12 protein-coding genes are annotated in these 14,128 nt (G+C 63.9%); 3 read left to right on the top strand and 9 right to left on the bottom strand.

All coding sequences use genetic code 11. The features are described from left to right. Positions 1–6: 6 nt before the first annotated feature. From pstA to DDT93_RS04330, 8 genes are all read right to left on the bottom strand, one after another. Positions 7–1,365 (bottom strand): phosphate ABC transporter permease PstA, encoded by a 1,359-nt coding sequence (gene pstA, locus DDT93_RS04365; RefSeq protein WP_109464550.1) that lies wholly within the window; start codon positions 1,363–1,365, stop codon positions 7–9. Then, positions 1,362–2,834 carry a phosphate ABC transporter permease subunit PstC gene (gene pstC / locus DDT93_RS04360; protein ID WP_109464549.1) on the bottom strand — a complete coding sequence of 491 codons (1,473 nt, stop codon included), beginning with the start codon at positions 2,832–2,834 and terminating at the stop codon, positions 1,362–1,364. The genes pstA and pstC overlap by 4 nt, the downstream gene beginning before the upstream one ends. A gap of 79 nt (positions 2,835–2,913) precedes the next feature. Continuing rightward, the gene (locus DDT93_RS04355) at positions 2,914–3,957 is read right to left on the bottom strand and encodes a substrate-binding domain-containing protein (protein ID WP_109464548.1); all 1,044 of its coding nucleotides are present in this window, start codon (positions 3,955–3,957) and stop codon (positions 2,914–2,916) included. 257 nt (positions 3,958–4,214) lie between these two features. Next, positions 4,215–5,246: an ATP-binding protein gene (locus tag DDT93_RS04350; protein ID WP_109464547.1), complete on the bottom strand. Its 1,032-nt coding sequence runs from the start codon at positions 5,244–5,246 to the stop codon at positions 4,215–4,217. 14 nt (positions 5,247–5,260) lie between these two features. Continuing rightward, positions 5,261–6,442: a trans-sulfuration enzyme family protein gene (locus DDT93_RS04345; RefSeq protein ID WP_109464546.1), complete on the bottom strand. Its 1,182-nt coding sequence runs from the start codon at positions 6,440–6,442 to the stop codon at positions 5,261–5,263. Further along, positions 6,439–6,966, bottom strand: coding sequence for a gamma carbonic anhydrase family protein (locus DDT93_RS04340; protein ID WP_109464545.1), 528 nt, complete (start codon positions 6,964–6,966; stop codon positions 6,439–6,441). Before DDT93_RS04340 ends, DDT93_RS04345 begins: the two co-directional genes overlap by 4 nt. Further along, on the bottom strand, positions 6,963–7,604 hold the full coding sequence (gene gmk, locus DDT93_RS04335; RefSeq protein WP_109464755.1) for a guanylate kinase: 642 nt from the start codon (positions 7,602–7,604) through the stop codon (positions 6,963–6,965). The genes DDT93_RS04340 and gmk overlap by 4 nt, the downstream gene beginning before the upstream one ends. Positions 7,605–7,623: 19 nt before the next feature. Next, complete coding sequence (locus DDT93_RS04330) at positions 7,624–8,514, bottom strand: YicC/YloC family endoribonuclease (RefSeq protein WP_109464544.1); 891 nt, start codon at positions 8,512–8,514, stop codon at positions 7,624–7,626. 279 nt (positions 8,515–8,793) lie between these two features. Here DDT93_RS04330 and DDT93_RS04325 point away from each other — a divergent pair, with 279 nt between their 5' ends. Beyond that, entirely contained in the window at positions 8,794–9,480 is a 687-nt protein-coding gene (locus DDT93_RS04325; RefSeq protein ID WP_408607906.1) for a PAS domain-containing protein, read from the top strand. Between the two features lie 78 nt (positions 9,481–9,558). On the opposite strand, the gene DDT93_RS04320 is transcribed toward DDT93_RS04325, so the two are convergent. After that, positions 9,559–10,929, bottom strand: coding sequence for a class II 3-deoxy-7-phosphoheptulonate synthase (locus DDT93_RS04320; protein WP_109464543.1), 1,371 nt, complete (start codon positions 10,927–10,929; stop codon positions 9,559–9,561). Positions 10,930–11,090: 161 nt separating this feature from the next. Here DDT93_RS04320 and DDT93_RS04315 point away from each other — a divergent pair, with 161 nt between their 5' ends. Continuing rightward, complete coding sequence (locus tag DDT93_RS04315; protein ID WP_109464542.1) at positions 11,091–12,095, top strand: GlxA family transcriptional regulator; 1,005 nt, start codon at positions 11,091–11,093, stop codon at positions 12,093–12,095. A 778-nt stretch (positions 12,096–12,873) separates the two neighbouring features. Next, positions 12,874–14,052: an ABC transporter substrate-binding protein gene (locus DDT93_RS04310; RefSeq protein WP_109464541.1), complete on the top strand. Its 1,179-nt coding sequence runs from the start codon at positions 12,874–12,876 to the stop codon at positions 14,050–14,052. Positions 14,053–14,128 lie beyond the last annotated feature (76 nt).

Here is a 14,128-nt window from a genome sequence, read left to right as displayed (position 1 = left end):
CGCTCCTTACCAGCGGCGTTCAAAGCGGCGGCGCAGGATCACGGCCACCGTGTTCATTGTGATCAGGAACAGCAGCAGGATGATGATGCCGCCCCAAGCGCGTTCGTAAAAGGCCGGATCCGCGCGTTTCGCCCATTCGTAGATCTGGGCAGGCATGGCGGAGTTCGGCGAGAGCAGGCCCGACGCGATGCTGTCAGGCGCGTTCGAGGCGATGAAACCGACCATCCCGATCAGCAGCAACGGTGCGGTTTCCCCCAGCGCCTGGGCCAGGCCGATGATGGTGCCGGTCAGGATCCCCGGTGCGGCGAGCGGCAGCACATGGTGAAACACCGCCTGCATCTTCGAGGCGCCGACCCCAAGCGCAGCGTCGCGGATCGACGGCGGAACTGCCTTCAGAGAGGCACGGGTCGAGATGATGATCGTCGGCAGGGTCATCAGCGTGAGCACGAGGCCCCCAACCAGCGGAGCCGACATGGGCAGGTGCATGTAGTTGATGAAGACCGCGAGGCCGAGGATACCGAAAACGATAGAAGGTACCGCCGCGAGGTTCGAGATGTTCACCTCGATGATGTCGGTCAGCCAGTTCTTGGCCGCGAATTCCTCGAGGTAGATCGACGCCGCGACGCCGATCGGGAGGGACAGGATCAGGACCACCAGCATCATGAACAGCGAGCCCAGCATCGACACGCCCATGCCCGCGTCCTCCGGACGTTGGTCGGAGGCGTCAGCACCGGTGATGAAGCTCATGTTGAAGGTCTTGGCCAGCACGCCATCTTCTTTCAGCGCGTCGACGAAATCCAGTTGCTCGGCGGTGACGTTCTTGTCGTTCACGATGGACTCGCGTGTCACGCGCCCCTTGAGGTAACCATCGACGCGGCTGTTGGCGAGAAAGCGGAACTCGACCGTCTTGCCGATCTCGTCGGGGTTGGCGATGACGAAGTCCCGCAGCTGTGCGGCGGCGCTCTTCGACAGGATGTCTGCCATCGCCTTGCCGGGCAGCGCAGTCTCGATACCGTCAGCGGCGACCTTGGCCTCGAAGGCCTGCTGGATCAGCGGCGCATATCCAAAGGTCGAGACCTTCTTGATTTCCTCGAGGTTCCGGTTGCCGTTCTTGTCGAGCTTGGACTCGTCCAGTTGAACTTCGAGCGTGACGAAGGTCTGCTGGAACGCCCCGAGGCCCTGGCTGAAGATGTTGACGACGAGGATGACCAGCATCAGGAGGCCGATGCCGATGGCCACCATGCCGTAGACCTGGAACCGTTTCTCGGCGGCGTTGCGGCGTGCGGTCCGGGCGTCCTTTTCAAGGAGCGAGCCGTGCTTGCGCGGTTCGGCGGCGTTTCCCGGGAGATTGGTGATATCGGTCATTCGTACTGCTCCCGGTATTTGCGCACGATGTAGAGCGCCAGGATATTGAGCCCGAGGGTAAGGACAAAGAGCGTGAGGCCGAGGGCGAAGGCCACCAGCGTCTCGGGGCTGGCAAAATCGGTGTCGCCGGTCAGCTGGCTGACGATCCGGGTGGTGATGGTGGTCATCGATTCCAGCGGGTTGACCGAGAATTTGGCGACGGCCCCTGCCCCCATGACCACGATCATGGTTTCACCGATGGCGCGCGAGGCCGCCAGCAGGATGGCACCGACGATGCCGGGGAGCGCGGCGGGCATGACCACCTGACGCACAGTTTCGGACTGCGTGGCACCGAGCCCGAGCGAACCGTCGCGCATCGCCTGCGGCACTGAGTTGATGATGTCGTCGGACAGCGAGGACACGAAGGGGATCAGCATGATACCCATGACGAGACCGGCAGTCAGCACCGACGTCGCGCCGCTCATCCAGCCGACGCCGGCCATGCCGCCCTGGCCAAAGACCTTCATCAGGGCCGGACCCACGGTAAGCAGGGCGAAGAGACCGTAGACGATGGTCGGGATACCGGCGAGGATCTCGAGCAGCGGCTTGGCGACCGAGCGGACCGCGTTGCTGGCGTATTCCGAGAGGTAGATCGCCGCGAAGAGGCCGATCGGAACCGCCACCAGCAGTGCGATGAAGGAGATGTAGAGCGTCCCCCAGAGCAGCGGCAGGATCGACAGGTCGCTGTCACCGCGGAAGTTCGGGGCCCAGGTAGAGCCGAAGAAGAAGTCGGTCCACGAGTGCAGGCGGAAGAAGTTCATCGTCTCGAACAGCATCGACAGGACAATGCCGATGGTGGTGAGGATCGCGATGCAGGCCGCGAGGATCAGCAGCGCCATCACGCCGCGCTCCACCACGTTGCGGGCGCGGAAGTCCTTGTTGGTCCGGCTGAAGGCAAGCGCGAGCCCGCCAATGGCCAGCAGGCCGACCACGATGGTCATCGCCAGCGAACCCTTGGAACTCATCGAGCGGTAGGCCTGCGCGGCGCGGAGCACTTCGGGGCGCACATCGGAGCCGAGCGCAACGCCGACCTCACCGAGGCGACCGCGCACGTCGGTAAACTCGGTGCGGATCGAACTGGCGGACTCTTCGGTCATCACGCCGCGCTCGATGGCGATATCGAGGCCCTCGGCCACGCGGCGCACGTCGCTCATCACCAGGCTCTGGTTCGAACCCTCGGGAATGACCTCGGCGGGCAGCATCCCGGCCACGCGGCTCTCGATCAGCATCGGCTGGACCAGCAGCCAGACGGCGAGGACCAGCAGCGCGGGCACCAGTGAGGTCAGCGCGACGTTATAGCCGTAGTATCCGGGAAGGGAATGCATCTGTCGGACATCGCCCGACGCGGATTGAAATGCCCGGGCGCGGCCGGCGACATATCCCGCAATGGAAAGAACTAAAAGAAACGTGACGATCCAGATCACGGGCATGGCAGCCGCTCCGTCGGTATTTTCGGATGATCGCAGGGAATGACCGGGGCGGCAGGCGCCCCGGTCGGGAGATCAACTCTTACGAGTTGTTGCCCATGGTCTTTTCTTCGGAAACGACAGCCTGGGTGTCGGCCAGTTCCGGGTCGGACACGAGGCCGTACTGGGCCAGCGGGCCATCGGGGCCAGCGATCTCGTCAGAGACGAAGAACTCGGCAAACTCTTTCAGGCCGGGGATCACGCCGATGTGGGCCTTCTTGATGTAGAAGAACAGCGGGCGCGACACCGGGTACTCGCCCGAAGCGATGGACTCGGTCGAAGCTGCAACGCCGGACATGGTCGCGACTTTGAGCTTGTCGGTGTTGTTTTCGTAGAAGGCCAGGCCGAAGACGCCGATCCCGTTCGGGTTGCTGTCGATGCGGGCCAGGGTCTCGGTGTAGTCGCCGTCGATGTCGACCGACTTGCCGTCGGTGCGCAGCGTCATGCAGGACTTCTCGGCAGCTTTCTCGTCGCCGCCGTTCTCGGCCTTGTAGGCTTCCAGGGCGCCGGTGGCTTCACAGCCGGCCAGGATCACCTTTTCTTCGAACACTTCACGGGTGCCGTGCTTGGTGCCCGGGATGAAGGCAACGATGTCTTCTGCCGGCAGGTCGCCGTTGAAGTCGGCCCACTGGGCGTAGGTGTTGTCGACCAGAGCACCGTCCTTGACGACCTTGGCGGCCAGGGCGTTGTAGAGGTCGGCGGGCTCGAAGGCGTCGTAGGCCGGGCCGTTCAGCTGGCTGGCGAACACGATGCCGTCATAACCGATGCGGACTTCGATGATGTCGGTCACGCCGGCGTCGGCGCAGGCCTTCACTTCGCTGTCCTTGATCTTGCGCGATGCGTTGGCGACGTCGATGGTGTTCTCGCCAACACCTTCACAGAAGCGCTTCAGGCCGGCAGAGGAGCCGCCCGATTCAACGACGGGGGTCGGGAAGTCGAAGTTTTCGCCGAAGGCTTCGGCAACGATGGACGCGTAGGGCAGCACGGTGCTGGAGCCGGCGACCTGCACCTGGTCACGCGCGACAGCAGCAGTTGCGGACAGGGCGGCGAGGGCCAGCCCGGAAACGGTCATTTTTGCGAACGACATGCGTTCCTCCTGTTCAGGAATATTGCGATCACCCCCATGATGATCTTGGGCCTGCAGCTACCGGCCCTGAGCAATGGTTTTGTGACAGCTGTGTAACAGTTATATGACAACCAGCGTTTCCGCAAAATAGTTTGGGCTGCCCACTGTCAACGCGAAGACCGGAAGCGCCTCAACCCATTACAGAAAACGGATTCACCGCCAATTGTGACGGATTCACGGATCCGCGGCCGCACCTGACGGCGCTCACCACGAAACTGTTACATTGGCAGAATCACCGTGAAGGTAGCGCCCTGCCCCAGCTCGCTTTCGACCCTCAGCCGACCCCGGTGACGGTTCACCACGTGCTTTACGATGGCAAGGCCAAGGCCGGTGCCGCCCAGCATCCGAGACCGGTGGTTGTCGGCCCGGTAGAAGCGCTCGGTCAGGCGCGGAAGGTGCATCGGGTCGATGCCCGGCCCCTTGTCGATGACCTGAACCCGCGCGGCAGGCGCACGCAGCGCCGGGTCGCGCTCAGAGGTCGTCAGCGTCACCGTGACGGTCTCGCCGGATCCGCCGTACTTGAGGGCATTCTCCACCAGATTGGTGAAGATCTGCCGGATCTGATCGGAATCGCCCGGCACCATGACGGGGCTGTCGGGCTTGACGTAGTGAAACGTAACCCCTGCCTCTTCTGCCAGCGGGCGCATGGCGTTCAGCACCGACGAAATCTTGTCGGCGAGGTCCACCGGATCCTTCGGTCGGACCCGCTCCTGGCTCTCGACACGGCTCAGTGACAGCAGGTCGCCGACCAGTCGGTTCATTCGCCCGGCCTCGTCCTGCATGATGGCAAGGAACCGGTCGCGCGCCGCTGGATCGTCCGCGGCGGCGCCACGCAGGGTCTCGATGAACCCCATCAGCGCGGTCAGTGGCGTGCGCAGCTCGTGGCTGACATTGGCCACGAAGTCGCGCCGCATCTGGCCCGCCTGCTCCATGTGGGTCACGTCGAGGAAGGCCACTAGCACCCCGCGCGAGGACGGCACGTAACGGCAGGACACGTCGAAGGTGGTGTCATGCGCGCCATCGTTGCTGAGATAGCGCACCTGGCGCGGCCGTTCGTCCCTGAGAGTTCCTTCGATGGCCTCGGCCAACTCGGGCTGGCGCAGGATAGTGGCGAAGTGCCGCCCCTGGATCTGCTGCCCGAGGAGTGTGAGCGCATCCGCGTTGGCCGCAGCGATGCGCTCGCCCGCCTCCACCAGCAGGACTGGGATCGGCATGGCGGCCAGAAGGTGTCCCAGCGTATCCTCGGGCATAGGTGTCTCCGGACTCAGGCGACGGCGGCGGCAACCGCGTCGGCGAAGATGCGGCAAAGCGCCTGCGGCTCCTCAAGCCCGACCGACACGCGGAAGAAGCCTTCCGACAGGCCCAGACCGGTCCGTTCCTCGGGCGTCAGCGCGCGATGCGAGGAGGACGCGGGGTGCGACAGGGTCGTGCCCACATCGCCCAGCGTCGGTGCAAAGGCCAGACCTTCGGCCGCACGGGTAAAGGCATTGGCGGCGGCGCGCCCGCCCTTCAGCTCGAAACTCACCATGTTGCAGGCATTGTCGCCCAGCAGTTCCTGAGCGCGCGCGTGATCGGGATGATCGGAGCGGCCTGGGTAGATCACCCGAGCCACGCCCGGCAGCCCAGCGAGATGATCCGCCAAGGTTGCCGCCGTGGCTTGTGCCCGCTCGAACCGGAGTTCGAAAGTCAGCATTCCGCGCTCGGCCAGCCAGCAGTCGAAGGGGCTCGCGGTCAGGCCGGTGGTGACCGAGAAGACGCGCAGCCGCTGGGCCAGCGCAGGATCCCGCGCCGCGACATAGCCAAGCATCACGTCGGAGTGTCCCGACAGGAGCTTGGTGATCGAATGGATCACGATATCGGCGCCATGCTCGAAGGGTTTGAACCCGCGCGGCGTGGTGAAGGTATTGTCGACCACCAGCAGAAGCCCATGTTCCTTGGCCAGTGCTGCGATGCCTGCGATATCGGCCACCCGCAGCGTGGGGTTCGACACCACCTCGACAAGGATCATCCGGGTTTCGGGACGGATGGCGGCCCGCATCGCGCCAACATCGCCAGGATCGGCCAGCGAGGTCGCGATGCCAAGGCGCGGCATGTCCTCTTTCATCAGCCGGAGCGAGCGACCGTAGAGCTGATTGCCCCCGATCACATGATCGCCCGACTTCAGCAGCCCCATCAGAACCGCCGTGACCGCCGCCATGCCCGACCCGGTGACGACGCCGCCCTCGACGCCCTCCATCCGGTCGATGCGCGCTGCAACGACGTCCGCGTTGGGATGACCCTCGCGCGAGTAGGTGTAGCCCTGCGTCCGGCCCTCGTACTGGTCATCGAGGGCGTCGGGCGTTTCGCTGGCATAGACCACGGAGGGCGACAGCGGCGTGACCACCGGGCGCGATGCGCTCTCGGGCAGGGTATCGGGCCGCAGCAGTGACCCCTTGGAGTTCTTCATTTGGAGACGACTTTCAGTTCCGAGCGGAAACGGCGCATATGTTCCTGGTAATGCAGCGTGCCGCCCATCATTCGCTGCAGGGCTTTCTCGTCGATCTCGCGCACGATCTTGCCCGGGGAGCCCATGACCAGCGAGTTGTCGGGGATTTCCTTGCCCTCGGTCACCAGCGCCCCTGCCCCGATCAGGCAGTTCTTGCCGATGCGCGCCCCGTTGAGGATGGTCGCACCCATCCCGACGAGTGTTCCGTCCCCGATGGTGCAGCCGTGCAGCATGGCCTTGTGCCCGATGGTGCAGTTCTTGCCGATGGTCAACGGAAACCCGGCGTCGATATGCATCACGCAGTTTTCCTGGACGTTGCTGCCCGCGCCGATCAGGATGATCTCGTGATCGGCCCGCAGCGTGCAGCCGAACCACACCGAGGACCCCTCCTCCATGATCACCTTGCCGATGACGTTGGCGTCCGGCGCGACCCATGTGTCGGGGTGAAGTTGCGGCGTGTCGGCGCCAAGCGCATAGATGGTCATAGTTGCTCCTCGAATTCGGTTTGCAGGGTCCGGACATGGCCGGTCAGCCCCGGCTGCTGGATCCGGCGCAGCCGGGTGGCGGTCACGATGGTCCTCAGCTTCTCCTCGGTCGCGTCGAGGTCATCGTTCACCAGCACGAAGTCATAGCTGTCCCAGTGGCTGATCTCGTCCCAGCTGCGTTGCATGCGCCGCGCGATGGTGTCGGAGTCGTCCTGCCCGCGTCCGATCAGGCGGCGGTGCAGTTCCTTGATCGACGGCGGCAGCAGGAAGATCGACAGCGTGTGCTGACCCAGCGCCGAGTTGCGGATCTGCTGGGCGCCCTGCCAGTCGATATCGAACAGCACGTCGTTGCCCGCCTCGATGGCGTCCTGCACCGGACCGCGCGGCGAGCCGTAGAAGTTGCCGAAGACATGGGCGTGTTCCAGCATGTCGCCATTGGCCACCTGCGCCTTGAAGGCGGCCTCGGTGGTAAAGTGATAGTCCTTGCCATCTACCTCGCCCGGCCTTGGGGCGCGGGTGGTGGAGCTGACCGAGAAGATCAGGCCCGAATCCCAGTCGCGCAGCCGCTTGGCCAACGTGGATTTGCCCGCGCCGGAGGGCGAGCTCAGGATGATAAGAAGGCCGCGCCGGTTGCTCATGTCCGTGGTCATCTCCGTGTCACTCGACGTTCTGGACCTGCTCGCGCATCTGGTCAATGACGGCCTTCAGCTCGAGCCCGACGCCGGTAAGTTCGACCGATTGCGACTTGGAACAGAGCGTGTTGGCCTCGCGGTTGAATTCCTGCATCAGGAAATCGAGTTTTCGCCCCACCGCGCCGCCCTTGGAGAGCAGATCGCGCGCGGCGGCCACGTGGGCGTTCAGCCGGTCGATCTCTTCGGTCACATCCGCCTTTACCGCGAGCAGCGCCAGTTCCTGCGCCACGCGGTCCGGGTCTGCGCCATTTGCGGAGTCCATCACCCGGGCAAGGTTCGCCTTCAGCGTATCGGCCATCGCATCCTTGCGGGCCTCGGCCAGCGCCGCGGCCTGAACGGCCAGTGCCTCGATCCGGCCGACCTGTTCCCCGAGGACAGACGCCAGTTGCGCGCCTTCATCCCGGCGCATCTGCAGGAAGCTTTCGACCAGCGCGGGAAACTCGGCGCGCAGCCGGGCGACCAGAGGCGCGGGATCGACATCGCCGACCGAGCTGTCGAGGACTCCGCGCAGGCCCAGCAGGTCGCTCGCCTTGGACGGCGCGAGGTTTATCCCACGCTCAAGCGCGTCGGCCTCGACTTCCGCCAGCGCGTCCAGCACCGCTGCGAGGGTCTGACGGTTCAGCGCGAGATCGCCGGTTGCCTCGTCGCGGGACAGGCGCAGCGACAGGGTGACGTTGCCGCGGGTCAGCGCCTTGGACAGGTCTGCCCGCAATGCGGCCTCGAGCCCGTCGAGCCAGTCCGGCACGCGCAGGCGAAGGTCCAGCCCCTTGGCATTAACGCTGCGCAGTTCCCAGGCCCAGGAGAACGGCGGCAACTCTCCCCTTGCCGAGGCGAAACCGGTCATCGACGAAATCATGTCGGGTCTGCTCCGAAACTTTGGTCCCTCCCCCGGGGACGGTCGGGCGCAGGTAAAGCCATCGCCCCCTGCAGGGCAACCCCCCGGCGCAGAAACAGGACTCAGCCAATCCTTGCCACGGGTCCGCACCGTTAACCATTAGTTAAGAAGTTTCTCCAAAATTGAAGCAAAACGTGGCAGATATCGGGGTGTTCAGCACAACGAGTATCAAACGTCCGATGCAGGCAGCGTGATTGCCGGAGCAGACGCTCCTGCATCGGCGCGCCGGGAGCGACAAAGGTGAGAGTTGAGACAAGGTCCGACCGCGAGGGCGAGAACAATATCGTGGACATGCAGAGTTTCCGCGGCCTGACGAGCCTATCCCCGATCCGCCAGGCCGAAGCCTATTGGTCGGCGCTACGCGAGGGCGCCGGGATCCCGCGGCGCACCCAGATCGACCCGCGCGGTCTGGAAAACATCCTTGAGTACGCGTTTATCTTAGAACGCATCGCGCCCGGCATCGCCCGTTTCCGACTAGCCGGACAGCACCTGAACCGCGCCGCCGGAATGGAGGTCAGGGGAATGCCCCTGACCGCCTTCTTCGTTCCTGCCGCCCGCGACGCCATTGCCGATGCGCTGGAACAGGTCTTTGGCACCCCGGCGATCGCGGAGCTTGCCCTGACCGGCGAACCCCGTTTCGCCCAGCCCGCCAGCGAAGCCCATATGATCATGTTGCCGCTGAAGAGCGATCTCGGCGAAATCAGCCGGACGCTGGGCGTCCTCGTTTCGAACACCCGCCCGGACCGTGGCCCGGCCCGTTTCGAGATAAGCCAGACGACCTTCCGTCCCGTGGGCGGATTGCGCTACGCCCTCCCCGACACCTCGTATCAGGACCAGACCCTCGGCTTTGCCGAGCCCCGGCCCCGTGGGCCGAAACCGGCCTCGACCGGCCGCCCGCGCTTGCGGCTGATCAAGACCGACAATTGACCGCTTTGGTCCGATCATCACACCACGAAAAAGGGCCGGCGATTGCCGGCCCTTTCGCTGTTCCATGATACGTTCCGCTCAGCCGGCTTCACGCGCCTGACGGGCGTTGCGCAGGCTGGTCAGTTCCTCGGCCACGAGGAATGCCAGTTCCAGCGACTGGCTGGCATTCAGGCGCGGGTCGCAGGCCGTGTGGTAACGGTCCGACAGGTCCTCGTCGGTGACGGCATGGACCCCACCGGTGCATTCGGTGACATCCTGACCGGTCATCTCGAAATGCACGCCGCCGGGAACTGTCCCTTCCGAGGCGTGAACCCCGAAGAACTCGCGCACCTCGCGCAGCACCGACTCGAAGGGCCGCGTCTTGTAGCCGGTCGAGGACTTGATGGTGTTGCCGTGCATCGGATCGCAGACCCAGACCACGTTGGCGCCCTCTTCCTGCACCGCACGCACCAGACGCGGCAGGTGTTCGCCCACCTTGCCGGCGCCAAAGCGCGTGATCAGCGTCAGGCGGCCCGCCTCGTTGTTCGGGTTCAGCCGCGCCATCAGCACCTTCAGGTCGTCTGGCGTCATGCTGGGCCCGCACTTGAGCCCGATCGGATTGAGCACGCCGCGGCAGAACTCCACGTGCGCACCGTCCGGCTGCCGGGTCCGGTCGCCGATCCAGATCAGGTGGCCCGAGCCCGCGAGCCAGTTGCCCGAGGTGGAATCAAGACGCGTCAGCGCCTCTTCGTATTCCAGCAGCAGGGCCTCGTGGCTTGTGTAGAACTCGACCGACTGCAGCGTATGCGCGGTATCGCGGTTCACGCCAGCGGCCGACATGAAGTCGAGCGTGTCGGTGATCCGGTTTGCCAGTTCGCGATAGCGTTCGGCCTTGCGCCCCTCGGTAAAGCCCAGCGTCCAGGCGTGAACCTGGTGCACGTCCGCGTAACCCCCGGTCGAAAAAGCCCGGATCAGGTTCAGCGTCGCTGCCGCCTGGGTGTAGGCTTGCAGCATCTTGGCCGGATCGGGAATCCGCGCCTCGGGCGTGAAGGCCAGCTCGTTGATGATATCGCCGCGGTAGCTGGGCAGCTCGACGCCATTCACCGTCTCGGTCGGGGCCGAGCGCGGCTTGGCGAATTGCCCGGCCATGCGGCCCACCTTGATTACGGGAACCTTGGCGCCATAGGTCAGCACCATGGCCATCTGCAGCATGACCTTGAAGGTATCGCGGATGCCGTCGGCACTGAACTGCTCGAAGCTCTCGGCGCAGTCGCCGCCCTGCAACAGAAAGGCTTCGCCACGCCCGGCGGCACCGAGGTGCTTCTTCAGCCTGCGGGACTCGCCTGCAAAAACCAGCGGAGGATACTTTGCGAGCTGTGCCTCCACGGCCGTCAATGCAGCCGTGTCGGTATAATCGGGCATCTGTACCCGCGGTTTCGCGCGCCAGTCTGTTTTACGCCAGTCGCCCATGGCCCTGTCCTCCGGTTTCAACACTATGGGCCGTCCTTATACAAAACAGCGGGAGGACATACCACAACCGAATTGCGACCCTTGACGTCGCGCCTGACCTCTGACCAAGTGGATCATCGAGGGTCCACGGACCGCTCTGCAAGGCATCAAGGACGCTACCCATGCAAGAGCAACGCCAAGTTGTCAGAGTGGCCTCGGGAGCCACAAAACCCCGTCAGTTCGTCTTTGTCCTGCTCGACAATTTCACCATGCTGAGCTTTGCCTCGGCATTGGAGAGCCTTCGCATCGCTAACCGCATGTCCGACAAGACGCTCTACGCCTGGCGGCTGGTCAGCGAATCCGGTGCTCCGGTGGCATGTTCGGCCGGCACCGTGTTCCAGGTTGATGGCGGTTTCGACGAGCTGTCGCGCGACGATACCATCATGGTCTGCGGCGGCATCGAGATCCAGGCGTCGAGCACCAAGAAGCTGCTGGCGTGGCTCCGCCGCGAGGCCCGCAAGGGTCTGAAGGTCGGTGGCCTCTGCACGGCGGCCTACTCTCTTGCCAAGGCCGGGTTGCTGGATTCCAAGCGGGCCACGATCCACTGGGAGAACTCCGACAGCTTTGCCGAGGAGTTTACCGAGGTGAACCTGACCAAGTCGGTCTTTGTCGTCGACGGTAACCGCATGACGACGGCGGGCGGCACCTCCTCCATCGACTTGATGCTCAAGCTGATCGCAGACGAGCATGGCGAGGATCTCGCCAACGCGGTGGCGGATCAGCTGATCTATTCCTCGATCCGGACCGACCAGGACACGCAGCGCCTCTCGGTCCCGACCCGCATCGGAGTGCGGCACCCCAAGCTGAGCCAGGTCATCCAGATGATGGAAAACCACATCGAGGAGCCCATCAGCCCCTCGATCCTGGCCAAGGACGTTGGGATGTCGACGCGGCAGCTGGAACGGCTGTTCCGGCGCTACCTGAACCGGTCGCCCAAGCGCTACTACATGGAGCTACGCCTGCAGAAAGCGCGGAACCTGCTGATGCAGACCGACATGAGCGTGATCAACGTGGCGCTGGCCTGCGGCTTTGCCTCGCCCAGCCACTTCTCCAAGTGCTACCGCGCCCATTACGACACCACGCCCTACCGCGAGCGCGGCAGCCACGCGACGCGTCTGTCGATCTGACCTTCGACCGGTTTCGCCGATCTGTGGAAAGAAAACAGGAGACGATGAACCGGTCACCGTCTCCTTCGATTGTCCCGTCCACCCGGGCAAGGGGCCATACCTCGCCCCGACGGCCGCCGGGATGGGAAGCCCTCATCGATCCAGTCTGAACCGATGCGGTGTTTCCGTCTTCGACCCCGCTGCATGAGCTTGGGCCGACCCCGACTGGAACGGGTAATAACTTGGTGTAACTAGAACTTTTTGCTGCAATCACTCACGCCCGTCTTGCTAACAGCCACGGTGCGGCGTGTCTCTCAGGTGATCACCCTATTTTGGCGCCCGCCCGCGATGAAATTTTCAACACCTGATTGACGTTAGCCGCGGTCCGGAATGGCGGGAGTATTGCGGAGCGGTCAACCATTCAGCGGCAACCAACTGTGCGGGTCGGTTGACCATTAACGGGTTTGGAACATCCACCAAAACATCAGAAATAGACCGCAAGATATTGTATATTAAGTAGATAGGACGTTAGGGACGGTAGTCGAGTTTCCTTCGTCCGGTCGGCCAATTCACGTCACACAGCGCTCCGGAAGTGAATGATTAACCTGTTTTGCAGCAGCCCGTTTCGCTCCACTCGTCAAACGAGGCGGCCTGTTGTCTCGCCTCCCACGCACGCCTGCATAACGTGCGGGCAACCAGTGGCGTAAGCCGCGAAACCGCGCGCTAAGGGACTTTTCTTTTTATTTTTCCACGCCTAGGCTCGACGCGAACAAACATGTTCCAATCAGGGAGTAAATCAATGAAAAAGCTGCTGATGGCTACGGCCGCAATGGCTCTTACCACGTCCGCGGCCTATGCCGAAGATGTCAAACTGGGCATTCTGATCGGCTTTACCGGACCCATCGAATCTCTGACCGAGGCGATGGCCAGCGGCGCCGAACTGGCGATGAAGGAAGTCACCGACAGCGGCGCGTTCATGGACGGCTCCTCCGTCACCGGCGTTCGCGCCGATACCGGCTGTATCGACAACGGTCTTTCCACCTCCAACGCCGAACGTCTGATCGCTGACGGCGTGGCCGGGATCATCGGCGGCGACTGCTCGGGTGTGACCGGTGCAATCCTGCAGAACGTGGCCATCCCGAACGGCATGGTCATGATCTCGCCCTCCGCCACCTCGCCGGGTCTCTCGACCGTCGAAGACAACGACCTGTTCTTCCGCACCGCTCCGTCGGATGCGCGCGAAGGCCAGGTGATGGCCGAGATCCTGATGGACAAGGGCATCAAGTCGATCGCTCTGACCTACACCAACAACGACTACGGCAAGGGTCTCGCCGACGCGATCAAGACCTCGTTCGAAGCCGCAGGCGGTGAAGTCACCATCATGGCGGCCCACGAAGACGGCAAGGCCGATTACTCGGCCGAAGTCGGTGCACTGGCGGCTGCAGGCGGCGACATCCTCGTCGTTGCGGGCTATCTCGACCAGGGCGGTCTCGGCATCATCAAGTCCGCGCTCGACACCGGTGCCTTCGACACCTTCGGCCTGCCCGGTGGCATGATCGGCGACAGCCTGCCCGAGAACGTCGGCCCCGACCTGAACGGCTCCTTCGGCCAGATCGCCGGTTCCGGCGGTGAAGGCATCGAGAAGCTGACCGAGATGGCCGGTTCCGCATTCGACGCGACCTCGCCCTATACCCCGGAAAGCTACGACGCTGCAGCCCTGTTCATGTTCGCCATGCAGGCTGCCAAGTCGACCGATCCGGCGGCCTATGGCCCCAAGATCCTCGAAGTGGCCAACGCGCCGGGCGAGAAGATCTATCCGGGTGAACTGGCCAAGGGCCTGAAGATCATCGCCGAGGGTGGCGACATCGACTACGTCGGTGCCTCTGCCGTGGAACTGATCGGACCGGGCGAAAGCGCCGGCAGCTACCGCGAGATCGAGGTCAAGGACGGCAAGAACGAGACCGTGAACTTCCGCTGATCCGCGAACGACACCAGGGGGTCCGGGCGCGGCGCAATCGCCGCCCCGGGCCGTCTCAACAATCATAATCAGCCGC

It is taken from the genome of Albibacillus kandeliae (assembly GCF_003116585.1).
Taxonomy (GTDB): domain Bacteria; phylum Pseudomonadota; class Alphaproteobacteria; order Rhodobacterales; family Rhodobacteraceae; genus Albibacillus; species Albibacillus kandeliae.
Note: the sequence above shows the minus strand (reverse complement) of the source record. Positions and strands in the feature narration are given on the sequence as shown.